At 66.4% G+C, this 19,906-nt stretch carries 21 protein-coding genes and 2 riboswitches; of the genes, 7 read left to right on the top strand and 14 right to left on the bottom strand.

Going from position 1 to position 19,906, the window contains the following annotated elements:
- Positions 1-389 precede the first annotated feature (389 nt).
- Positions 390-493, top strand: a riboswitch (TPP riboswitch).
- 116 nt (positions 494-609) lie between these two features.
- From ACOJUI_RS16880 to ACOJUI_RS16860, 5 genes are all read left to right on the top strand, one after another.
- Complete coding sequence (locus ACOJUI_RS16880) at positions 610-1,302, top strand: TenA family protein (RefSeq protein ID WP_422117744.1); 693 nt, start codon at positions 610-612, stop codon at positions 1,300-1,302.
- A 140-nt stretch (positions 1,303-1,442) separates the two neighbouring features.
- Positions 1,443-1,539: riboswitch (TPP riboswitch) on the top strand.
- Positions 1,531-2,358, top strand: coding sequence for a hydroxyethylthiazole kinase (thiM, locus tag ACOJUI_RS16875; protein WP_422117743.1), 828 nt, complete (start codon positions 1,531-1,533; stop codon positions 2,356-2,358). It overlaps the preceding riboswitch by 9 nt.
- Positions 2,355-3,002, top strand: coding sequence for a thiamine phosphate synthase (gene thiE, locus ACOJUI_RS16870; RefSeq protein ID WP_422117742.1), 648 nt, complete (start codon positions 2,355-2,357; stop codon positions 3,000-3,002). Before thiM ends, thiE begins: the two co-directional genes overlap by 4 nt.
- Positions 2,999-3,844, top strand: coding sequence for a bifunctional hydroxymethylpyrimidine kinase/phosphomethylpyrimidine kinase (gene thiD / locus ACOJUI_RS16865; protein ID WP_422117741.1), 846 nt, complete (start codon positions 2,999-3,001; stop codon positions 3,842-3,844). Before thiE ends, thiD begins: the two co-directional genes overlap by 4 nt.
- Positions 3,841-4,542, top strand: coding sequence for a TenA family protein (locus ACOJUI_RS16860; protein ID WP_422117740.1), 702 nt, complete (start codon positions 3,841-3,843; stop codon positions 4,540-4,542). The genes thiD and ACOJUI_RS16860 overlap by 4 nt, the downstream gene beginning before the upstream one ends.
- A gap of 768 nt (positions 4,543-5,310) precedes the next feature.
- Here ACOJUI_RS16860 and ACOJUI_RS16855 read toward each other — a convergent pair.
- The 6 genes from ACOJUI_RS16855 to ACOJUI_RS16830 form a co-directional block, all read right to left on the bottom strand.
- Positions 5,311-6,249 carry a transketolase family protein gene (locus ACOJUI_RS16855; protein ID WP_422117739.1) on the bottom strand — a complete coding sequence of 313 codons (939 nt, stop codon included), beginning with the start codon at positions 6,247-6,249 and terminating at the stop codon, positions 5,311-5,313.
- Positions 6,246-7,088, bottom strand: a complete 843-nt coding sequence (locus ACOJUI_RS16850) for a transketolase (protein WP_422117738.1) — start codon at positions 7,086-7,088, stop codon at positions 6,246-6,248. Before ACOJUI_RS16850 ends, ACOJUI_RS16855 begins: the two co-directional genes overlap by 4 nt.
- 9 nt (positions 7,089-7,097) lie before the next feature.
- The gene (gene dhaK, locus ACOJUI_RS16845) at positions 7,098-8,093 is read right to left on the bottom strand and encodes a dihydroxyacetone kinase subunit DhaK (RefSeq protein ID WP_422117737.1); all 996 of its coding nucleotides are present in this window, start codon (positions 8,091-8,093) and stop codon (positions 7,098-7,100) included.
- Between the two features lie 76 nt (positions 8,094-8,169).
- Complete coding sequence (gene dhaL, locus ACOJUI_RS16840) at positions 8,170-8,811, bottom strand: dihydroxyacetone kinase subunit DhaL (RefSeq protein WP_422117736.1); 642 nt, start codon at positions 8,809-8,811, stop codon at positions 8,170-8,172.
- Complete coding sequence (locus tag ACOJUI_RS16835; RefSeq protein ID WP_422117735.1) at positions 8,808-9,587, bottom strand: HAD-IA family hydrolase; 780 nt, start codon at positions 9,585-9,587, stop codon at positions 8,808-8,810. Before ACOJUI_RS16835 ends, dhaL begins: the two co-directional genes overlap by 4 nt.
- Positions 9,587-10,447: a class II fructose-bisphosphate aldolase gene (locus ACOJUI_RS16830; RefSeq protein WP_422117734.1), complete on the bottom strand. Its 861-nt coding sequence runs from the start codon at positions 10,445-10,447 to the stop codon at positions 9,587-9,589. Before ACOJUI_RS16830 ends, ACOJUI_RS16835 begins: the two co-directional genes overlap by 1 nt.
- A gap of 236 nt (positions 10,448-10,683) precedes the next feature.
- Here ACOJUI_RS16830 and ACOJUI_RS16825 point away from each other — a divergent pair, with 236 nt between their 5' ends.
- Entirely contained in the window at positions 10,684-12,525 is a 1,842-nt protein-coding gene (locus tag ACOJUI_RS16825; protein ID WP_422117733.1) for a GAF domain-containing protein, read from the top strand.
- A gap of 33 nt (positions 12,526-12,558) precedes the next feature.
- Here the strand turns inward: ACOJUI_RS16825 and ACOJUI_RS16820 are convergent, their stop codons facing one another.
- The gene (locus ACOJUI_RS16820; RefSeq protein ID WP_364274418.1) at positions 12,559-13,284 is read right to left on the bottom strand and encodes an LrgB family protein; all 726 of its coding nucleotides are present in this window, start codon (positions 13,282-13,284) and stop codon (positions 12,559-12,561) included.
- Positions 13,284-13,769: a CidA/LrgA family protein gene (locus tag ACOJUI_RS16815; protein ID WP_422117732.1), complete on the bottom strand. Its 486-nt coding sequence runs from the start codon at positions 13,767-13,769 to the stop codon at positions 13,284-13,286. The genes ACOJUI_RS16820 and ACOJUI_RS16815 overlap by 1 nt, the downstream gene beginning before the upstream one ends.
- A gap of 230 nt (positions 13,770-13,999) precedes the next feature.
- Here ACOJUI_RS16815 and ACOJUI_RS16810 point away from each other — a divergent pair, with 230 nt between their 5' ends.
- Positions 14,000-15,151 carry a glycerol dehydrogenase gene (locus ACOJUI_RS16810; protein ID WP_422117731.1) on the top strand — a complete coding sequence of 384 codons (1,152 nt, stop codon included), beginning with the start codon at positions 14,000-14,002 and terminating at the stop codon, positions 15,149-15,151.
- A gap of 417 nt (positions 15,152-15,568) precedes the next feature.
- Here ACOJUI_RS16810 and ACOJUI_RS16805 read toward each other — a convergent pair whose 3' ends face one another.
- The 6 genes from ACOJUI_RS16805 to ACOJUI_RS16780 all read right to left on the bottom strand — a co-directional run bounded on the left by ACOJUI_RS16805 (position 15,569) and on the right by ACOJUI_RS16780 (position 19,906).
- The gene (locus ACOJUI_RS16805) at positions 15,569-16,408 is read right to left on the bottom strand and encodes a hypothetical protein (RefSeq protein WP_422117730.1); all 840 of its coding nucleotides are present in this window, start codon (positions 16,406-16,408) and stop codon (positions 15,569-15,571) included.
- Positions 16,409-16,575: 167 nt separating this feature from the next.
- Positions 16,576-17,175 (bottom strand): hypothetical protein, encoded by a 600-nt coding sequence (locus ACOJUI_RS16800; RefSeq protein ID WP_422117729.1) that lies wholly within the window; start codon positions 17,173-17,175, stop codon positions 16,576-16,578.
- A 328-nt stretch (positions 17,176-17,503) separates the two neighbouring features.
- Positions 17,504-18,118, bottom strand: a complete 615-nt coding sequence (locus tag ACOJUI_RS16795) for a hypothetical protein (RefSeq protein ID WP_422117728.1) — start codon at positions 18,116-18,118, stop codon at positions 17,504-17,506.
- 204 nt (positions 18,119-18,322) lie between these two features.
- Positions 18,323-18,709, bottom strand: coding sequence for a helix-turn-helix domain-containing protein (locus ACOJUI_RS16790; protein WP_422117750.1), 387 nt, complete (start codon positions 18,707-18,709; stop codon positions 18,323-18,325).
- 64 nt (positions 18,710-18,773) lie between these two features.
- The gene (locus ACOJUI_RS16785; RefSeq protein WP_422117727.1) at positions 18,774-19,112 is read right to left on the bottom strand and encodes a ParB family protein; all 339 of its coding nucleotides are present in this window, start codon (positions 19,110-19,112) and stop codon (positions 18,774-18,776) included.
- The gene (locus ACOJUI_RS16780; RefSeq protein WP_422117726.1) at positions 19,109-19,906 is read right to left on the bottom strand and encodes a ParA family protein; all 798 of its coding nucleotides are present in this window, start codon (positions 19,904-19,906) and stop codon (positions 19,109-19,111) included. The genes ACOJUI_RS16785 and ACOJUI_RS16780 overlap by 4 nt, the downstream gene beginning before the upstream one ends.

Below are 19,906 nucleotides of genomic sequence, written 5' to 3'. Positions count from 1 at the left end.
ACACCTACCTGCAGCCAGTCCTGCGTGATCGCGGCAACAAGACCGCCACGGAGCGCTGCAAAAACCCCGCCACCAAGCGAACGAAGCCACAGGACGATGCCTCGCCGGCGGCTGTCCCGTTTGGGTATACCTGAACGGCACACTGTGTCCAGGCCGGGGTTTCGGAACCTTTAGAGATTCTCACCAGATCAGTGCTGTCAGTGTCCGAAGTCGACTGCACGAGTGTCCGCAGTCGGCTGCACAGCTCAGAGGTTGCGTAGTCGTTGTCTGGTGAGGCGACGACCCACGATGGCAAGGGGGTGTCGACCTGTCTTCACAAGTTCGCGTCTGCGGCCGAATCGCCTGTTCGCCTGCGGAGTCACTCCCGATCAGCAACTGTGTACACTCGACCCGTACGACAGGGGAGCGCCGTGAATGGGCGCTGAGAGTGCGCAAGCAGACCCTTGAACCTGAACCGGTTAGCACCGGCGGAGGAAGTCGTGTGGTGACCGTTCGCTCGCGAACATCCACCTATGCGTTCTCGCATGCAATTGCACCCGCCGGACATCCTTCCCCTGTCGACGCGCCTTGCCATGGACGGCAGCGCACAATTCGACAGAGGAGACGCTCATGACCGACGCTCACCGATCCACACCCGCCATCGCCACCATCACCGTCGACCCGAACGGCGACGTCGCGGAACTCCGCGCCTCGGTGGCCGAGCCGTGGGACGCCGCCGTCGGCCACCGCTTCGTCAGGGAACTGTTCGCCGGCACGATCGACGACGAGGTCCTCATCGGCTACCTCGTGCAGGACTACCAGTTCTTCGACACCTTCCTCTCCATGCTGGGAGCATGTGTCGCCTACGCGGACGAGGTGCCCGCCAAACTGCGTTTCGCCCGCCAGCTCGGCATGCTCGCGTCGGACGAGGACGGCTACTTCCAGCGGTCCTTCGACGAGCTCGGAGTTCCTGAGTCCGAACGCACCGCACCCGAACTCACTCCCACCACCACCGCGTTCAGGGAGGCGATGACCGAGGCGACCCGATCGCAGTCGTACCCTCACCTGCTCGTTCTCCTCGTCATCGCCGAATGGCTCTACCTCGATTGGGGCGAGCGCGAGGCGCCGATGCCCGAACGCTTCGTCCACCGCGAGTGGATCGAACTCCACCGCGGCACCGGCTTCCAGGAGTGGGTGCAGTTCCTCGTCGACGAGCTGGATCGCGTCTTCCTCCAGGATTCTGCTGCGCGCGATCGCCTCGCCGCGGTGTGGAAGCACGTCGTCGACCTCGAACTCGCGTTCTTCGATACCGCTTACGCGTGAGGCGCGGGCCGGTGACCGTCGTGGTCCCGTCATCGAGCTGAACGGTCACCGGAGATCGCGCGACTGAACCTGCGGGGGGTGCCCGAACTCAGTGGGCGATGAGGCCGCGGGCCGCGTTCCGACGTCCCGGCTGTAGGCTAATGAGTGACGCGGGGTGCCGTGCTGGCACGGCTGAGATCACACCCGTTGAACCTGATCTAGTTCGTACTAGCGAAGGGAACGTCGCCGATGTCGGCACCTTCTTCCGTCCCTGCCGTCCCACTCGATGCTGCCGCGGTGGCCGAGGCTTTGGCCGCGATGCGCGGGCACGCCCCGCTGGTGCAGTGCCTGACCAACGTCGTCGTGGCCCAGTGGACGGCGAACGTCCTGCTCGCGGTTGGCGCGAGCCCGTCGATGGTCGACAACCCGGAGGAAGCCGGGCCGTTCGCCGCTGTCGCCGATGCGGTCCTGGTCAACCTCGGCACGCCTCAGGAGGCGACGGTGGCCGCGATGCACGGCGCGGTCAGCGCCGCCGCGGCGGCCGGCACCCCGTGGGTACTCGACCCGGTCGGGGTGGGCGGGCTCGTCTGGCGCACCCAAGTCGCCACGGGCCTGCTCGCACACGCCGCCCCGGCGCTCATCCGCGGCAACCCCTCGGAGATTCTTGCTCTGGCCGGTGGGGGCAGCGGTGGGCGGGGTCCGGAGAGCGTCGATGCCGCCGAGGACGCCGTCGACGCCGCCCGCGTGCTGGCACGGGAGCACGGCACCGTCGTCGCGGTTTCCGGTGAAGTCGACCACCTCACCGACGGCACCCGACTGGTCCGGGTGGGCAACGGCCATCCGTGGCTGACCAAGGTCACCGGGGGCGGGTGCGCACTGGGCGCCCTCATGGCCGCCTTCGCCGCCACCGCCGACGACCCGCTGCTGGCCGCTACCTCGGCGACCGCGACGTACACCGTGGCGGCCGAGGTCGCGGCCGAGCGTGCCGCCGGGCCGGGGAGCTTCGCCGTCGCGCTGCTGGACTCCCTCGCCACCCTCGACCCGAAGGAGCTGACCGAGAAGGTGGTGCTCCGGTGACCCGCCGGCCGGTGGACCTCAGCCTCTACCTCGTCACCGACACCGGTTTGTGCGGGCCGCGGGGGGTGCCCGCGACGGTGGAGGCCGCGGTCGCGGGCGGGGCCACCATGGTGCAGCTGCGTGACCCGGGGACCACCGACGCCGACTTCGTCGCCCTCGGCCTGGCGGTGCGCCAGGTGCTGGCGGGGAGCGGGGTGCCGCTGATCGTCGATGACCGGGTCCACCTCGTTCAGGACATCAGCGCCGACGGCGTCCACGTCGGTCAGCGCGACATGTCCCCCAGCCAGGCCCGGCAGCTGCTCGGGCCGGACGCCATCGTCGGGCTGTCGATCAGCACGATCGAGCAGGTCCGTGCCGCCCGAGCACTCGGTGACGACGTCCTGGACTACCTGGGCGTCGGACCGGTCTGGCCGACGGCGACCAAGCCCGACCACGGCCCTGCGATCGGCCCGGACGGGGTGGCCGCGGTGGCCGCCGCGAGCCCGTGGCCGGTCGTCGCCATCGGTGGTATCACCACGGTGCGGGCCGGTGCGCTGCGCCACAGTGGGGTCGCCGGAGTGGCGGTCGTGTCCGCGGTGTGCGCCGCAGAAGATCCAGCCGCGGCGGCCGCAAGCCTGCGGGCCACCTGGGACGGTCAGCCGTGAGCCCCCGCCCGCCGGTCGCGCTGACGATCGCCGGCTCGGACCCCTCCGGCGGGGCCGGCATCCAAGGCGACTTGAAGACCTTCTCCGCACTGGGTGCCTACGGCACCGCAGTGCTCACCTCGCTGACCGCCCAGTCCACCCAGGGAGTCACCGGTGTCCATGTCGTCCCCGCGGACTTCGTCCGCGCCCAGCTGGACACCCTCGTTGATGACGTGGCGGTTGACGCCACCAAGATCGGGATGCTTGCCTCCGCGGCCACCATCGAGGCCGTCCTCGCCTTCCTCGACGAGCGCGCCGACGCGGTGCCGGTCGTGGTCCTTGACCCCGTCATGGTCTCCACCGCCGGTTCCCGGCTGCTGGCCGAGGACGCCGTCGAACCGATGCGCCAGCTCTTACCGCACGTCTCCCTCATCACCCCGAACCTCCCCGAGGCCGCCGTCCTGCTCGACACCGACCCCGCCGAGGACCTCGACACCATGCGCGCCCAGGCCGCCGCGCTCCGGGAGATGGGCGCCGCGCGGGTACTGGTCAAGGGTGGCCACCTCGGCGGCGACGCACACGCCACCGACCTGTGGCTCGACGACGCGGGCGAGCAGCTCCTGACCGCCCCGCGGGTACCCACGGTCAACACCCACGGCACCGGCTGCGCCCTGTCCTCCGCGATCGCCGCACTGGCCCCGCGCACCGGCTCCCTCCTGGAGGCCACCCGCCAGGCCAAGACCTGGCTCACCGGCACCCTGCGGGCCGCCGACGCGCTCCACATCGGCCACGGACCCGGCCCCGTGCACCACTGCCACGACATCTGGAAAGACGAGAACGACCGGAAGGACGGCGACCGATGACCAGCCCACACACCACCATGCCCGAGACGATCCGCGACCACGACGACACCGGTGTGTTCAGCGCCGTGGCATGGCACCGAACGGCCACGGTCCGCGAGGCGATCGATGCGCTGCCGTTGCTGCACCAGCTGACCGACGCGACCCTGGCGGAAGAGACGTTCCGGCACTACCTCGCCCAGGACGCGCTCTACCTGGCCGACTACGGCCGGGTCCTGGCCGCGGCCGCCGCTCAGGCCCACGCGTCGGAGGAAATGGCGTTCTGGGCGCAGGCCGCGCGGGAGGTGGTCGAGGTCGAGCGGCAGTTGCACGCCGCCCATGTCACCGACCTCACCGCCGCCGAGCCATCACCGACCACGGTTGCCTACACCTCCTACCTGCTGAGCCTCGCAACATCGGGAAACTACCCGGTCCTCGCGGCTGGCATCCTGCCCTGCTTCTGGGTCTACGATGACGTCGGCACCCGCCTGAAGGCCACCGTCGGTGATCTGAGCACGCACCCGTACGGGGACTGGATCGCCACCTACGGCGATCCAGACTTCACCGCCGCCACCGACACCGCCCGGGACATCGTGGACCACCTCGCCGACCAGGCCGACCCCGGCACAGTGACGCGCATGCACACCGCGTTCCACCGAGCCACCCAGTACGAGTGGATGTTCTGGGACGCCGCCCACCGGCAGGAGACCTGGCCCATCTGAGGTCAATCTTCCGTGCGCCCATGGGCGCGCGCTCCGGCTCATCATGATCTTTCGAGAGCTGGTCGCCGCCCTGGAGCTCCTACCACCCGATGGTGTTGCCCCGCACGGTCGTAGACCCCGAACGCGGGTTATAAGACTGCACGGGGCGCGCTGGCAGGTGCTCCGGACGAGAAGCGCCAGCGCTTTCAGACACCACCTGCCCCGAAAGAGGCGCGTCCTATCAGTCAATAAGGCCAGCGGGCCGATCACCTCTGCCCGGCGCACCGCAGCCGCCCACACCTCATCGGGAACGGTCAGCAGGCCGCGCTCAGCAATCCGACCCTCGTCGATCGCGTCGTCGTGCACGGGACTATGGAACAACTTGCCCATCGTGCACACGGGTACGGACACGCCGGGGCGATCACACTCCTCTGCAGACTGCCTCCAACGTGCGCGTCACCTGTGCAGACGACTTCGGGGATTCACAGCAAAGTGACCCCTTGGTGCTAAAGAAGACATGTGGACCGCCCTGGGGACACCCTCGAGCGCATCGAGGAGGATGTCTACGACCACGCCCGGGAGCTACAGGCGGAGCCGGCCGGAGATTCCACGGGCTCAAGGAGTCGAGCCGGGAACCGCTCGAGTACAGCGGTGACATCTGCAGCGTTGTCTCCTGGTACCTCGATGCTCCCGCCGGTGGTGGTGGGCAGATCAGCACCCACGAGCAACACCGACTCTGCAGAATGGGGGCGACGCTGCTGAACGGGGGTGACCACGCCGAAGAGGCGTTCAGCGCCTCTCATCGCGGGCCCAGGCGGCGATCGTCTGCGCGATCGCCTCCGGGGTGAGTCCGTGCTCCTCGAGGAGAGCGGGATACGGCCCTCCGTGCACATAGTCGAGATCGACGCCGAGAGCGAGCGCCCGTGTGGGGCAGTGCTCCGCGAGCAGCTCACTGACCGCCCCGAAGAGTCCGCCGGCCACATAGTGCTCCTCGACGGTCACGACGTGACCTGTGCGCCGCACGGATTCCAGGACGAGATGCTCATCCAGCGGCTGGATCGTGGGCATCCCTAGATGCTCCACCGAGATCCCCTCCTCACGCAAGGTCTCGCACGCACGCATCGTGTTCACGGTCGCTGTCCCCGTCGAGATCACGGTGACGTCATTCCCGCTACTGATCAGCCGACCCCGCCCGATCGTGAAATCGTCCGTCGTGAACAGGTCCGGGATCTGCTGGGCACCGATCCGCAGGTAGACGGGCCCTACGTGGTTCAACATCGCGTGCGCGGCGGCACGGATCTCCCCGGGGTCCTGTGGGGCGATCACCACGACTCCCGGGATCATGCGGATGATCGAGAAGTCCTCGAGGGAATAGTGCGTCGGGCCGAGGTCGGCGTATGACATGCCGCCGTTGCGCCCGACGATCTTGACGTTCTGGCGCATGTACCCGAGATCATTGCGGAACATCTCGAAGTTGCGCGAGGTCACGAAGGGGGCGATCGCACACAGCACAGGGACGAGTCCGGTCGTCGCCAGGCCCGCAGCAATACCTGTTGCCGCTTGCTCCATGATACCGAGCTCGATATAGCGGTCGGGATGCTCCTGCGCGAACGCACCGAAACCCGAGCTGTTGCCCGAGTCTGTCGAGAGCACGACGATCCTCTCGTCATGCTCGGCGACCTCGGTGACCGCATGCCCCAGGAGCTTCCTCGGATCGGTCAGGCTCATGCCCCTGCCTCCTCAAGCTGTCTGATCCGGGCGGAGATTTCGGAGCGGGCGCGATCCAGCTCTCCCTCCTGAGGTTTCCAATAGTGGTAGGCCACGGCCCCCTCCGCGAAGGAGATCCCTTTGCCTTTCACGGTGCGCGCCACGATCGCGTGGGGACGCCCCTCGCCGGCCCGAGTGTCGCCGAGGGCGCCGATGACCTGAGCCATGTCGTTGCCGTCGATCTCGGTGACCTGCCAGCCGAAGGCACGCAGCTTCTGTGGTATGGGTTCCATGCTCATGATCGCTGCTGTCGGACCGCTGATCTGGAGTCCGTTGCAATCGATGATCGCGGTGAGGTTCTCCAGTCGATGATGGGCGGCCGCAGCGAAGGCCTCCCAGTTGGACCCCTCCGCCAGTTCGCCATCTCCCAGCAGGGTGAAGACACGTGCCTGGTTCGAATGCACCCGCGCACCGATGGCCATCCCCGCTGCCAGGGCGAGACCGTGGCCGAGGGCCCCAGTATTGGCCTCGACCCCGGGAAGGGAGTGCATATTGGGATGGCCCGGGAGCACCGTGCGGGCAGAGCCGTAGCTCTGCAGGACATCGAGGGGGAAGTATCCCCGCAGGGCGAGGACGGCATACAGAGCCATCCCCTTATGCCCTGCGGAGAGCACGAATCGGTCCCGATCTGGCCAGTCGGGTTCTTCGGGACGCTCGCGTAGCACGTGGAAGTGGAGCGCCGTGATCACATCGATTGCGGAGAGGGCCCCGCCCAAATGTCCCGAACCTCCCTTGGACACCATCTCGACGACGAGTCCGCGGGCGATGGCCGCTGTCCTCTCGAGCTCGCGCACAGTCACGGCAACCCCTCAGAACGTGCGGATCGGGATCGATGCGGGGGCTTCCAGCAGTCCCTCGATTTCCTGGTCGAGACGCACAAGCGTGAACGAAGCTCCGGCCATGTCGAGAGAGGTGCAGTACTCCCCTACGTAGCTCCGGGCGACCGTGATCCCACGCTCCGCGAGCCACTCATGGGCGATCCCGTACAACAAGTAGAGCTCGCTGATGGGCGTTCCCCCAAGTCCGTTGACCATGAGCGCGACCCGGTCCCCCGTCGAGAAGGGGAGGTCGCCCACCACGGCACCGAGCATTTGATCTGTGATCTCGTCGGCGGAGGTGATCTTCTCCCGATGCCGTCCCGGTTCTCCGTGGATGCCGACGCCCATCTCGATCTCGTCGGCGCCGAGCTCGAACAGGGGACTGCCCTTTGCTGGCGGTGTGCAGGCCGTCAGCGCGACGCCCATGCTGCGGGTCACCGCATTCACCGCCTCGCCGATCCGGACGATCTCCTCGAGACTCGCACCGCGCTCGGCTGCTGCGCCCACTGCCTTGATCACGAAGAAGTTCCCGGCCACGCCACGGCGTCCGATCGTGTAGAGGGAGTCCTCCACCGAGACGTCGTCGTCGACGAACAGGGTGCGTGCCTCGATGCCCTCAGCTGCAGCGAGTTCGCTCGCCATCTCGAAGGCCATCTTGTCGCCGGTGTAGTTGTTGACGATCAGCAGCACGCCCTTCTTCGAGGCGTACTGCTTCACGGTCTCGTACACGTATTCCACGGGCGGTGCCGCGAAGACGTCGCCCGGGCAGGAGGCGTCGAGCATCCCCGGGCCGACGACCATCACATGAGCGGGTTCATGGCCGGAGCCCGAGCCCTGGATGATCGTGACCTTCTCATCGCTCGGGGCGTCAGCCCGGGCGATGAGGTTGTACTCGGGGTCGTAGCGCAGAGAGTCCGGGTTCGCTAGGGCGAGCCCCTTGAGCATCTCGGGGACGAAATTCTTGGGGTCGTTGATGAACTTCTTCATCGTTCCTCCACTCCATTGTGCGGTTCAGTTCGGTCCTGCTGGAGCCACGTCGCATGCGCGGGCGAATCTCTCCCGCTCACGTGTGTGAGTTCCAGCGGGGGAGAAGATCTTCGAGCATCAGAGCTATCGCGACGGCACCGGCATCCGGGGATCCGATACTGCGTTCCCCGCTGTAGCTGGCCCGGCCGCGGCGTGCCTCGAGCTGGGACGTGGCGTCAGCGGCTGTCCTCGCCGCGGCCGCCATCGTGGCGAGGGCCTCGGAGCCGGGCGCATCCTTGGCGAGCGCCTCGGACAGGGCGTCGGTCGCGGGGACCAGCGCGTCCAGCAAGGTCTTGTCGCCGACGTCGGAGTTCCCTCGGGTCTTGATGCCCTCGGCAGCCGCCCTGAGCATCTCGACCGCGTCCTCACCATCCAGCGACTGCTTCCCTTTAACCGCCATTCCTGCCCTGAGCAGAGCAGTTCCCCAGATCGGTCCCGAGGTTCCGCCGATCCGACTGGTGACGGTGAGAGCTACCTTCGCAAGGAAGGTCGAAGCGTCCGTGCGGTCGTAGTTGTCCCATTCAGCGATCACCTTTTCGAAGCCGCGGGCCAGTGAGTAGCCGAAGTCGCCGTCACCAACGACCGCATCCAGATCACCGAATTCGACCTCTCGTGCAATCGCGCTCTTGGCGATCGATCGCACCACGGTCTCGACGTTCGCGATGCTCTGATCCGTCATTTTTCCTCCTGTTGTCGTACCCGTACTGCCTGCACCTCGTGAAGGCCGATGTATCCCGGTGGACGGATGTCCTGCGGATCACTGAATACCTTGATCGGGGTCTCAGCGCCGGGCTCCCCGAGCGAATCGACCACGAGAGCCGCCCCCTCGAAGGTTTCCTCGGCGGTATAGGTGCTCACGGTGACGATCGTCGCGAGTCCCGCTCCTCTCGCCGCCGCGAGGCCGATCGCGGAATCCTCGATGACGACGACCTCCTGGGGCCGCACGCCGAGGTCGGCAACGGCCAGCTCATAGATGTCCGGGGCGGGCTTCTTCTTGCCCACCACATCACCCGCGTAGATCGAGAAGCGGGAGAAGCCGTGCGCGCTCGTTGCCGTGCGTAGCACCGCCTCGACCGAGGCCCGGGCCGAGGTCGAGGCGACCGCGAGCTGCCAGCCCTCGGCCAGCGCCTCGTCCACGAGTCGGCGGATACCGGGACGGGGAGGGATCGTCCCCTCGGAGATCATGACCTGGTAGATGGTCGATTTAAGGGCGTGAATATCAGCGACATAGCGCTCGATGTCGCGAATCCCCTTGGTGAGTTCGGGCTCCGCAGAAAGTGCGTGACGAATCCTTTCCTTCCCGCCGCCGATCCGCACAAGTTCTGCATATTTCCGATCATCCCAGTGCAAGGGGATTCCGAGCTCCTCGAAGGCGCGATTGAACGCGATACGATGGCCGTCCCGCTCCGTATCGGCGAGAACCCCATCGCAGTCGAAGATGAGAGCAGGAGACATTAGGCGCCCCTCCCCGCGCTGCCGAACTCCTTCGCGAGATCGATGACCAGAGTGCGCACCGCCTGCGAGACGTCATCGAACAGGGTTGGCGGGTCCCACCGATCGATCCGTTCGGCCTGCGCGAGATGCTCGAGCGAGGACTTCATGAAGGTTTCCTTGAGCGCTGTCGAAATGTTGACCTTCGCGGCGCCTCGGGAAATGAGATCACGGAACTGCTCGCTGCTCAGCCCACTGCCACCATGCAGAGCGATCGGGATATCTCGGGCAGACACCAACTGGCTCACGCGATCATAATCGAGCACCGGAGCCTCCTTGTACGTACCATGCGCATTGCCAATTGAGGGAGCGAAGACGTCGACCCCTGTCCGGTCGATGAAATCCAGAGAGACCTCGAGGGACTCTCTGGCAGCTTTCTCGTCCGATCCATGTCCGTCCTCGATCCCGGTGATCGCCTCGATCTCTCCCTCGACCTGGGCGCCGTACTCCCTCGCCTCGCGGACCACCTCGATGGTCAGAGCTAGGTTCTCCTGAACCGGCAGTGCCGAGGCATCGAAGAGCACCGAGTTCCAGCCATTGCGCAGACATTCTGTGACCACCGCACGATCCGGGCAATGATCCAAGTGCAGGGCAACCGGGACCTCGATACCCGCGGTCATCGCCCGCCACATAGCGGCCAGCACGGGCGCACCGACCGAGCGCACGGTCTTCACCGATGTCTGCACAATCAGCGGGGACTTCGCCTCGACCGCGCCCTCGAGGACACCCTCCAGCGTGAGGTCATTGACGATGTTGATCGCGGGCACCCCGTAGCGCTCCTCAAACGCGGGCCGGACGATGTCGTTGAGCGACGCGACAGGCATGTGAGTCCTCCTCCATAGGTCCAGCAGTTCGTCCTGCGTTCTCAAGGTACGGAGGTCCCGTCCTCAGTGCTATGAGGACTTCCCCTGCTCTGCCGAGGCGGGGTCCCCCTACCTGTGTGTCCTCAGGGGATCGCCCGCGCCACTATCTCGCCCATCGGCATGGCCACTTGGTACCCTCCTCACATTTGGTGCCCGGGGCGACGGCGTCCGAGCACACCAGCTCGACGAGGAGCTCTATGAACGTCTCTGCCACGCGACAATCTGCACCGCAGACCCATCTGGCGATGCCCGACCATGTCCAGTTGCGCCGCATCGTCGGCGAGTTCGCGAGAGATCTGGCTGGTCAATTCGACCTCGACCAGCTCCTCGAGCGGATCCTCCGGCGCGCCGTGTCCCTACTGGAGTCCTCGAGCGGATCCATTGCTCTCGTCGACGAACGCTCAGGGACCTACACGAAGATGGTCGACCTCAGCGTCGGCTGCCAGGCCGGCGAGACCTTCCCGATCGGCGAAGGAGTGACCGGGGAGGTGGTGCGCGCGCGATCAGGCGTGATCTTCGACGAGTACGCAGCGGTCTACCGAGGGCACATCGACCCGACGACCACTCGCTATCGCTCGGCGGTGATTGCCGTCCCGATGCTGCATGGGGAGAACGTGATCGGAGTCTTCGTCGTCTTCGGCGCGGGGGCTGACACAGTCTTCACCACACGTGATCTCACCTTGCTGGAGCTGTTCGCCGACCATGCGGCGCTGGCTCTCGTGAATGCGGAAGCCCATCGTCAGACGGTCGAGCGCATGCGCACCGCAGTGATCGCCGGGGAGCGCGAGCGCACCGTACGCGACCTGCATGAGACCCTCAGCACTAACCTCACCCGGCTGGTCGCCCACCTCGGTGCCGCCCAAGCTCTCGACGCCGTAATCGATGCCAACAGAGTGGGCGAGCACATCCATCTGGCCCTTGAATCCGCCGAGGCTGCGCTCGAGGATACCCGGCGGACCACGATCGACTCCGTGGCCGACAGCCTCGGCGGCCGCACCCTCCACGACGCCGTGCGCGCCGAACTGGACTGGATAAAGTCCACGAGCGGAGCACACACTTCTCTCGTGCTCGTGGGCGACGAGCGACCGATCGCGAACGACACGGTGCACCAGACCTTCCGGATCGTCCAAGAACTGCTAAACAACGTGGTCCGCCATGCCCAGGCGACAAAGGTGCGTGTGGGTCTGCTGTATGAGCCCTTGGCCTTCACGGTGATGGTCGAGGACGATGGTGTCGGCTTCGAGGTCGCGACGGCGCTCGCCACCGAGGATCCGCCGCTCCGCCAGGGCCTGCGCCAGGTCCGTTCCCGGACGCAGCAGATCGGTGGGGATCTCTCCGTGACCTCCACACCGGGATGGGGAACCCAAGTACGCGTCCAGCTTCCGGATACGCCGAGCCGCAGCGAGGATTCGCAGGCCCGTCGGACCCGGGTCCTGATCGCCTGTCGCTGGCCGGTGGATCGTTCTGGGATCGCGCGCCTAGTGAACCTTGCCGAGCCGAGCCTGCACGTGGTCGGGGAACTCGATGATCCCTCGACTCTCGTCTCGACCTGTGATCTGCTCGCGCCCGACATCGTGGTCGCGGACATCGAGGTTCTATCGGGGGTGGATCGAGATGCGGAGGGAAACCTGCATCTGCCGGGAGATCCTTCAGTCGTGGTCTCGAACGCGGCTCCCAACGCTGGAACGTATCGCGCGGGCACGCGGTTCCGAGCCAAGGGGTATCTCAGCCATCACGCGACGGGAGAGCAGATCGTCCGCACCCTGATCGCTGCCGGTCGCGGGGAGATCCTTCTGGATGCCGAGAACGCCGCGTGGCTGACCCAGAGCGCCGACCCCTCTGCGGAAGCGCTCACGGCCCGCGAACACGAGGTGCGAGACCTCGTGAGCCAGGGGATGCCGGACAAGGAGATCGCTACCGCCCTTCATATTTCGGTCAAGACCGTGGAGAAGCATGTCGGTTCGCTGCTGCGAAAGACCGGGGTGCGCAATCGGACCATGCTCGCCCAGCTCGATCTTGCACAGGTCAAACAGATGTAGGAGAGATGTGGGGTGTCATGGGTGACTCCTGAACTATCCGACCATCAGCAAGGCTGCAACCAGCAGGGGCGAGAGGAGAGCGACCACCGGCGCCGTGATCGCCATCGCAAGAGCTGAATATGCTGCTGCCCGAGGTTCGGACTGGAGCATCGCCGAGGTGCCGATCCCATGGGACACAACACCCATCGCTAGCCCACGCACACGCGGGTCGTGCACCCGCGCCGCCGTTAGTACCGGACCCAGGGCCATCGCCCCTAGGATCCCCGCAAGGATCGTGAGCACCGCGGAGAGCGCCGGCTCCCCGCCGATCTTCTCGGAGACTGCGATCGAGACCGGCGTGGTGGCGGTCTTCGGAGCCATAGACAAGGCCGCCGCCGCGCTCCCTCCGAGCACGTGCACCACGAGATACCCGGTGACCACAGCAGCAGTTGCGCCCGCCACGACAGAGGCGAGAACAGCGATCAAGGAGCCTCGCATGCGCTGTGCCTCCCGATGCAGCGGCACCGCAAGGGCCACGGTTGCCGGTGCGAGCAGGAATCCGATCATCTCTCCCCCCGTCATGTACGTCTGATAGTCCACGCCCGTCAGGGCGAGGCCGAGGCAGGTCAGAAGGATCGAGAGGAAGACCGGATTGGCGAGCGGGTGCCCATGCACCCAGGTCGCGATCCGATTCGCCAGGAGGAAGGCTCCCAGGGTGAGGCCGACCCCGAAGACCGGGGAATCGGTGAGCACACGCCAGAGTTCGTGCAGCATCGACATCACGATGCTCTCCTCGAACGGAACCCGTTCTGGGCCTTGAGGGCGAACCGGGAGACCACCGCGGTGACGGCCAATCCTGCGGCCCAGGACAGGACGAGACCGGCCAGCAGCGGCAGGGCATCGAGCCGGATCCTCGCCACGAGCGCGATCACCCCGGTGCCCGCGGGGACGAAGAGCAACGGGAGCAGGGCCAGCAGACGGTCGGAGACGCGGATGGCCGCGAGCCCCTCTCCGTGGCCCTGCCCGTCTCCCTTCACGTGTCCCTTCACGGACAGCACGATCAGCAGGAGCATCATCCCGAGGATCGCCCCGGGGACGGGAACCCCGGCCAGGGCGACCACCAGATCTCCGAGAGCGAGGCAAGCGAGGATCTGCACAAATCCGAAGATCAGCGTGAGAAGGCTGCTATACAGCGAATCGCGTTGCGCTGCGTCGGGGCCTTCCTCCCGCTCCGTTCGGGTACGGGGTGCGTCCTCCGGTGTCATCGGGGTCTCCTCATCGAAACCTTCAGCGTGCCTGAAGGGCTCCGCGATTACCCTTCCGTTCGCGGCGGGAGCGGACAAGGCGGATTTTCCCTACCTCCGGCGTAGGGCTCTCCCCGATGTGCACACCCCGCGGGCTTCCCTAGCGTGGAGCACGACCGCGGCGCATCACCCGCAGCGGCGACTCGAAGAATCCAGTCGGAAGAATCCTCCAGTCGAAGGAGACTGCAGCTATGGCTCAGAGCACTGTTCAGACACTCGTCAGCCCTGGTCGGTACGTCCAGGGGCGCGGCGCGCTCGCACAGTTCGGCGAAAACCTCGCCCGCGTCGGCAAGAAGCCCCTCATTATCTCGGATGCCTTCGTCCGCGAGCTCGTCGGCGACCGTGTCGTCGCGAGCCTCGAGGCAGCCGGGCTGCCTGTCATCTGGGAGGAGTTCGGAGGCATTCCCCATCCCGGGGAGATCGCCCGGTTCGTGGAGTTCATCAAGCAGCACGACGCCGATGTGGTTGTCGGCGTGGGTGGCGGAAGCGCCATCGATGTCGCGAAGGCCTCGGGGCACGAGACTGGCATCCGGTGGGTCACGGTACCGACGGCGGCATCCACGGACGCGCCCACCTCCGCGCTCGGCGTGATCTACACCGCCGAGCACAACTTCCTGGAGTACCGGATCTTCCCCCACAACCCCGACCTCGTCCTTGTGGACGTCGATGTCATCGCGGCGGCACCACCCGTCTTCCTCGCGGCAGGTGTCGGGGATGCGCTCGCGACCTGGCTCGAGGCCAAAGCCGTGGCGGAGTCCTTCTCCGACACCATCGCGGGTGACCTCGCGACAGTGACCGGGACGGCTCTCGCGAAGCTCTCCTGGGAGATCATTTGGGAGAATGCGCTTCCTGCGATGGACGCAGTGCGCCATGGGCTGATCACTCCCGCGGTCGAGAAGCTCACGGAGGCGAACATCCTGCTTTCGGGTCTTGGCTTTGAGTCGGGTGGCCTTGCTGCAGCGCATGCGATCCACAACGGCCTCACGCAGGTGCCCCAGACCCACGGGCTCATGCACGGCTTCAAGGTGAACATTGGTAGCCTCACCCAGCTCGTCCTGGAAGGTGCCCCGTACCAGGACATCGTTGACTTCATCGAGTTCACGACTCGCGTGGGGCTGCCCACGACCCTCACCGAGGTCGGCATCGATGTGGACGACATCGACACGATCACCAAGGTCGCCGAGGGTGCGACGGCGGAGGGCGAGACCATCCACTGCATGCCCTTCGAGGTCACCGTGCCTGCGCTCGTTGATGCCCTGCGTTCGATCGAGCACCTTTCGCGGCGGATCCGCGAGGAGGCGGGGCTCCCCGCCCCTGTGCTGTACACCCCGAAGAAGCACTGATCCGGGGCGAAGTAGGTCGACGGGTCGCGGAACCATTCAACCTCGCCCCGTTTGAATCCGCCAAGGATCGACCTCCCCGAGCCGAAGCGCGTGCCGCTACAGCTCGGCGGAGGTCGGTCAGCTTCGTCATCGCATAAGTCGCGCCCGGAGAGCGGAAAACTCCTCGAACCTTAAATGGCCTCCCCTGCAATGGCGAATCACCCTTTTCGGCCGGCAGATGCAGGAGGGCTCCTCGGCCCTTGCTCGCCGCTGCGCCGTGACTTGCGGTGCTCCCGAACAACTGCACGGCACTAATAGTGTCCTGTTTGGGTATACCCCAAGAACACACCTAACGCTTGCCCCTCCGGGAAGACTTCGCCCTCGACATAGGTCCGGGACTGACGTCACCGGACGATCCGGAGGAGTGCCGCGGGTTGCTTACGGTCGGCGCTGGACGGCGCCGGAGGCAAACCAGGCAACAAGTGTGGCCGCTAGCGCCACACCCGCCTCAGCTTCTTCGTGCGTGACGTCGCGATAGTCCTCGGTTCCATGCCTGTCGGCATGTCCTCGGAAGAGGGTCCGGAGCATGGCTACGAGCAGCTCTGGGGAAGGTGCATGCGCGTGCTCGCGGAGTGGTAGTCGCCAGTCCCCTTGGGTCCGCATGACGGCAGCAAGGGTACCGAGTGTGGCTTCCTTGTTCTTAGGTTCCACGATGGGCTGGATGGCGGCTTCCGCCGCACGCACAGCGTCGGCGTAGGCACCTGAGTTGTCCGGCGAGATCCCGTGAACCTTGCCCCATGCTCGAGCAAGGATCTGGCCAGCAGTGCCAGAGCTCGCGATTGTCTCCTCCACCATCGCCTGGACCCCTTCGGGCACCCGGGAGACGAGACCGCTCTTCCCCAACCTAGTCCCGATCGTCCACTTGGACTTCGACAGCCGCAGTGCTTCCTCGAGCCGCTCAGTTCCGCGAGTCCACTCGCTGGCCAGCGTCGCATCCACCACGCGGAGCAACTGCTGATCCGGCAGGCCGCGGAGGGTCCGGACATAGTCCTCCCACGTCCACGTCACATGCTCAGGAACGCCAACATCCACCCTGGTCATCATGGCGAGATGAATGGTTCGGGAGGCTATGACCCACCTGTAACTTCCCTGCGACAGAATGGGCCTTAGCCACCCGAGCATGGCTTCGCGGAGGGTGGCAGGGACATCGTCAACCAGGACGTGGTACTGCTCTGCCTCGTCACTCGTGAACCCGAAAGGCACCCAGGCTTCGCTCATAGGCTCATCTTGCCGTGCAGCAGGGACGTTCCACGTCAACTCGCGAGGATGTGGGCGTCCTTATTGTGCAACCGTCTCGTCCAGCTGGGCTACGCGAGGGGCTGTTGTGCCACCGGAAACACCTCAACTACAGAGATCTGCGCCGTGGGGTATACCGCAACGTGGCATTATGGCCGCTCTGACAGAACTCGAGTGGCGTCCTCCAGCATGTGTGCGAGCTCGGCAGTCTCCGGGGACCTCATCTCGATGAGGTCGACGATCGTGCGCAGATCTTCCGCAAGGTTTCGAGTGAAGATCGGCTCATGATGTGCGAATCGATTTCGCAGACGACGGATGGTCTCGAGGTCCTCTCGCACTCGGTTGCGCAGCAACCCTGGCGCAATCGTGGGCGCGGAAGGGAAGAGCTTGGCGATGTAGGGAGACCAGAGTCGACCGTCATGACGCTTGGTGAACATGCGTTCCCAGAAGATGAAGCTCAAGTCAGCCACGACCTGTCCTGTGCTCACCAGGCGTGCGCGGGTGTCGACAAGGTCCTTCCGCGGGCTATAGCTGTTTGGCTGAGGAGGAGGCAGGCTTCCTTCGAAGGTATGATCCCAAGGCCACGACGGCCCGTACACGCAGGTCAGAACCTCATCAACTGCATTACGGGTGGTGACCTCAGCGAGATGGGCAGGGACCATGAGCGCGGCCGAAACCCGTGCATTCCAGCCGTACAGCTCGAGAGCACGTCCCTCATCACCGCTCGTCGCCTTCAGGTACGTTGACATGCGAGGAGCCGATAGGGCACTGATCACGGCGGCCGTTTCAGCCCTTGCATCTGGCATGACAGACAGTATGCTGTGCGTATAGCGAGCCGCGGGACTCGTGGGCCATTGGCCTCCCCCTGCGGACACATGACTGAGAAGAGGCCCACCATTGGTGGGCCTCTTCGCTTTGCCACGGGGGCATCTTCAGGGCACACCTGCCTCTCCGGGCACACCCAATCGACGGGCTCGCCCGTCAGAGGCTCCTGCAAACGGACGAGCGGTCGCCTGAGTGAGGTGTGGCGGGTCTTCGATCGCATGCTGACCAGCTGAATCCGCAGGCGCCGCCCCGTCAGGCGCGTGTGCGTCGCGCGGTGCTCTTGATGGGGTGCGGGGTCGGTCGGAGATCGTGGCACTCAAGCAGCCAATGGACCCAGGTGGCACCCCGCCCCAGGTCACGCGCAAGAGTGAGCATGGGGACGCCGTCATCGACGAGCGCGCGGCATGCCTCGGCTAGCGCACGGCCCTCGTCCCCGCGTACGTTGCGTGCGCCTTCGCGGGCTCGCGGTGCTTGGGGGCAGGCCTCGTAGAGCTGGGTGATGTGCTCGAGCTCGGCCGCGGTGGGCCGGCGCCGCGTGGACAGGCTCGGGTACCGCGTGGTGTCGTTGCGGCCGGTTCGCTCCAGAGCGGTCCGCACGGCCTGCAGGGAACAGCCCAGGGCCTCGGCGATCGCGGGGATGGACTGGCCCTCGTCACGTCGCCGGCGGACCTCCTGCGGATCAGCAATGGGCTGCTGTCCCCAGCGCCGGTAGGTGACCTCGAAGCGGGCGGTAGTGAGCCGGCGGACGTGTTCGCCGGTGATGCCGTAGCTGGCGCCGATCTGCAGCCAGGACTCCCCTGCCGCGTAGCGCACGGCCGCGTCGGCGGCGATCTGGTCGCGTTGCTCGGGAGTCAGTCGCACCGTCATCCGATCAGCCCCTCTAGTCCGGTTCGATTATGGGCGGGCTGGCGGTGCCTTCGGTAACGCAGCCGTGCGCGGGCAAGCTTCGGGCTGGGGCCGATGATCGCTCGTGCCTCATCGCTAGCGGCGTGCGAGCAGTAAGTAGAGGGGCTCTTAAGGTCGTTGCGCGGTGCGTGGGAAGCCACGGAGCAATGACCCATCTCCGATCACTTATGGCTCGGTGCTCCATAGCCGGCTGCGTGCGTCCCGTAGATGCCGTTCCGCGTCCACCTTGGTCAGCCCTTGGAAGGCGCGCCATATCTCGTCGCGCGGCGGGATGCGGTCGTAGCGGCGATAGAAGTCATCGATCCAGGCGATCACCTCATCGTTTGGTGGGCGCTGCCGGGGTGCCTTGCGGTCCGTGTGGCGCCGGGGAGTCTTTGTGCGGGGACGCGACGGAGGTGGTGAGGGCTCAGCAAGCGCGCGCTCGAGGTCGGCCGGAGCAATGCGGATCGTTCGTTCACCAATCCGGAGGGCGGGGAGTCTGCCGGTCCTGATCCATGCGTAGATGCGCGCGCGGGGCACGCCCGCTGCCGAAGCTGCTTGCGCTGGCGTCATCAGCATCTCGCCTGGCTCCTTCGCTAGGGGCAGTGCGCTGCGATTAGGTGCCGGTGGGGCCTGGTCACTCTCCCATTGGGCGGCCGCGCGGGATGTTGCCGGCCTCGAGATCGGGGAACGGCTGGCCGCCGTTGTACTTCTTCTCGCGGCGCTCCACCTCGGCCATCACCGCCTTGTGGATGAAGTCGGAGAGGCTGCGATCGCCCTCCTCGCGGTCGGTGTGCCGGAAGGCTCCGCGCATCCGGGCGGTGTCCTCCTGCGGCTGGTAGAACGTCACCTTGGGCGGATACTTCTTGCCGCTCACGGCGGTAGCCGGCGCCGGCGGCCGGGGTGCTTCGGCGGGCGCCGTCGGCGCCGGCGTCGCGGGGGTGCGGTTGGCAAAGGGGTTCTTGCGAGCGGTCACTTGAACGCTCCTTCCGTGATGGTCTCGAGGTGCTGAGCGAAGAGGTCTGCGAGGTCCTTGGCGCGCGGGCTCTCGTGCAGGGCGACGCCGTTCGCGGTGGCGTCCGCGATCGCGGTGCGAGCGGGGACGATCGGCTCGAGGACGGCGAAGCCCTGCGCATCTGCGGCCTCGCGCAGCTGCGCGAGCCAGTGCGCGGCCTGCTTGGTGCGGGCGTCGTAACGGTTCACGATGACGCCGGCGAACGTGAGCTGCGGAGCGTAGTGCTGCTGCACGGTCGTGATCGTGTCGAGCAGCTGCACGAGGCCACGGGACGAGAAGTAGTCGGCCACGCTGACCGCGACTGCGACGTCGGAGGCCACCAGGGCGTTGATGGTGAGCTGGTCGAGCGAGGGGCCGGTGTCGATGACGATCAGGTCGTAGCGCTCGAGCACCGGGGCCAGGGCGTCGCGGAGGCGACGCTCTCGGGCGAGCGGGGCGACCACGAGCTCGTCACGAACGATGCCGAGACCTCCGCCGGTGGTCGGCACCAGGTCGAGGCCGGCCCAGACGCCAGGCACGATGACGTCGGGCAGGGTCGTCTCGGGGTCCTGGTTGCTGAGAGCGTTGGCGAGCCCTGGTGCGTCCTCGTCCAGGCCCTCGGAGGCCAGGGCGGCCGTTCCGCTGCCCTGGGGGTCGGCGTCGACGAAGAGGACTCGTCGGCCGATGCGCACAGCTGCCGCGGCGAGCTGCACGGCGCAGTTGGTCTTGCCGGTTCCCCCCTTCTGGTTGGTCAGGGTAAGGGTGAGGGCTGTCAT

The organism is Brachybacterium sp. UNK5269 (assembly GCF_049266655.1).
Taxonomy (GTDB): domain Bacteria; phylum Actinomycetota; class Actinomycetes; order Actinomycetales; family Dermabacteraceae; genus Brachybacterium.
The sequence above is the reverse complement of the archived record's forward strand: the minus strand, read 5'-3'. Positions and strand labels throughout refer to the sequence as shown.

Bases quoted from the DNA above. Each gene is read 5' to 3' on its own strand.
- dhaK (WP_422117737.1), bottom strand. From the start codon at position 8,093: ATGAAGAAGTTCATCAACGACCCCAAGAATTTCGTCCCCGAGATGCTC.
- ACOJUI_RS16790 (WP_422117750.1), bottom strand. From the start codon at position 18,709: ATGACGCCAGCGCAAGCAGCTTCGGCAGCGGGCGTGCCCCGCGCGCGC.
- ACOJUI_RS16805 (WP_422117730.1), bottom strand. From the start codon at position 16,408: ATGAGCGAAGCCTGGGTGCCTTTCGGGTTCACGAGTGACGAGGCAGAG.
- ACOJUI_RS16780 (WP_422117726.1), bottom strand. From the start codon at position 19,906: ATGACAGCCCTCACCCTTACCCTGACCAACCAGAAGGGGGGAACCGGC.
- ACOJUI_RS16795 (WP_422117728.1), bottom strand. From the start codon at position 18,118: ATGACGGTGCGACTGACTCCCGAGCAACGCGACCAGATCGCCGCCGAC.
- ACOJUI_RS16815 (WP_422117732.1), bottom strand. From the start codon at position 13,769: ATGACACCGGAGGACGCACCCCGTACCCGAACGGAGCGGGAGGAAGGC.
- ACOJUI_RS16810 (WP_422117731.1), top strand. From the start codon at position 14,000: ATGGCTCAGAGCACTGTTCAGACACTCGTCAGCCCTGGTCGGTACGTC.
- dhaL (WP_422117736.1), bottom strand. From the start codon at position 8,811: ATGACGGATCAGAGCATCGCGAACGTCGAGACCGTGGTGCGATCGATC.
- thiM (WP_422117743.1), top strand. From the start codon at position 1,531: ATGTCGGCACCTTCTTCCGTCCCTGCCGTCCCACTCGATGCTGCCGCG.
- ACOJUI_RS16880 (WP_422117744.1), top strand. From the start codon at position 610: ATGACCGACGCTCACCGATCCACACCCGCCATCGCCACCATCACCGTC.
- ACOJUI_RS16830 (WP_422117734.1), bottom strand. From the start codon at position 10,447: ATGCCTGTCGCGTCGCTCAACGACATCGTCCGGCCCGCGTTTGAGGAG.
- ACOJUI_RS16800 (WP_422117729.1), bottom strand. From the start codon at position 17,175: ATGTCAACGTACCTGAAGGCGACGAGCGGTGATGAGGGACGTGCTCTC.
- ACOJUI_RS16835 (WP_422117735.1), bottom strand. From the start codon at position 9,587: ATGTCTCCTGCTCTCATCTTCGACTGCGATGGGGTTCTCGCCGATACG.
- ACOJUI_RS16825 (WP_422117733.1), top strand. From the start codon at position 10,684: ATGAACGTCTCTGCCACGCGACAATCTGCACCGCAGACCCATCTGGCG.
- ACOJUI_RS16820 (WP_364274418.1), bottom strand. From the start codon at position 13,284: ATGTCGATGCTGCACGAACTCTGGCGTGTGCTCACCGATTCCCCGGTC.
- ACOJUI_RS16860 (WP_422117740.1), top strand. From the start codon at position 3,841: ATGACCAGCCCACACACCACCATGCCCGAGACGATCCGCGACCACGAC.
- ACOJUI_RS16855 (WP_422117739.1), bottom strand. From the start codon at position 6,249: ATGAGCCTGACCGATCCGAGGAAGCTCCTGGGGCATGCGGTCACCGAG.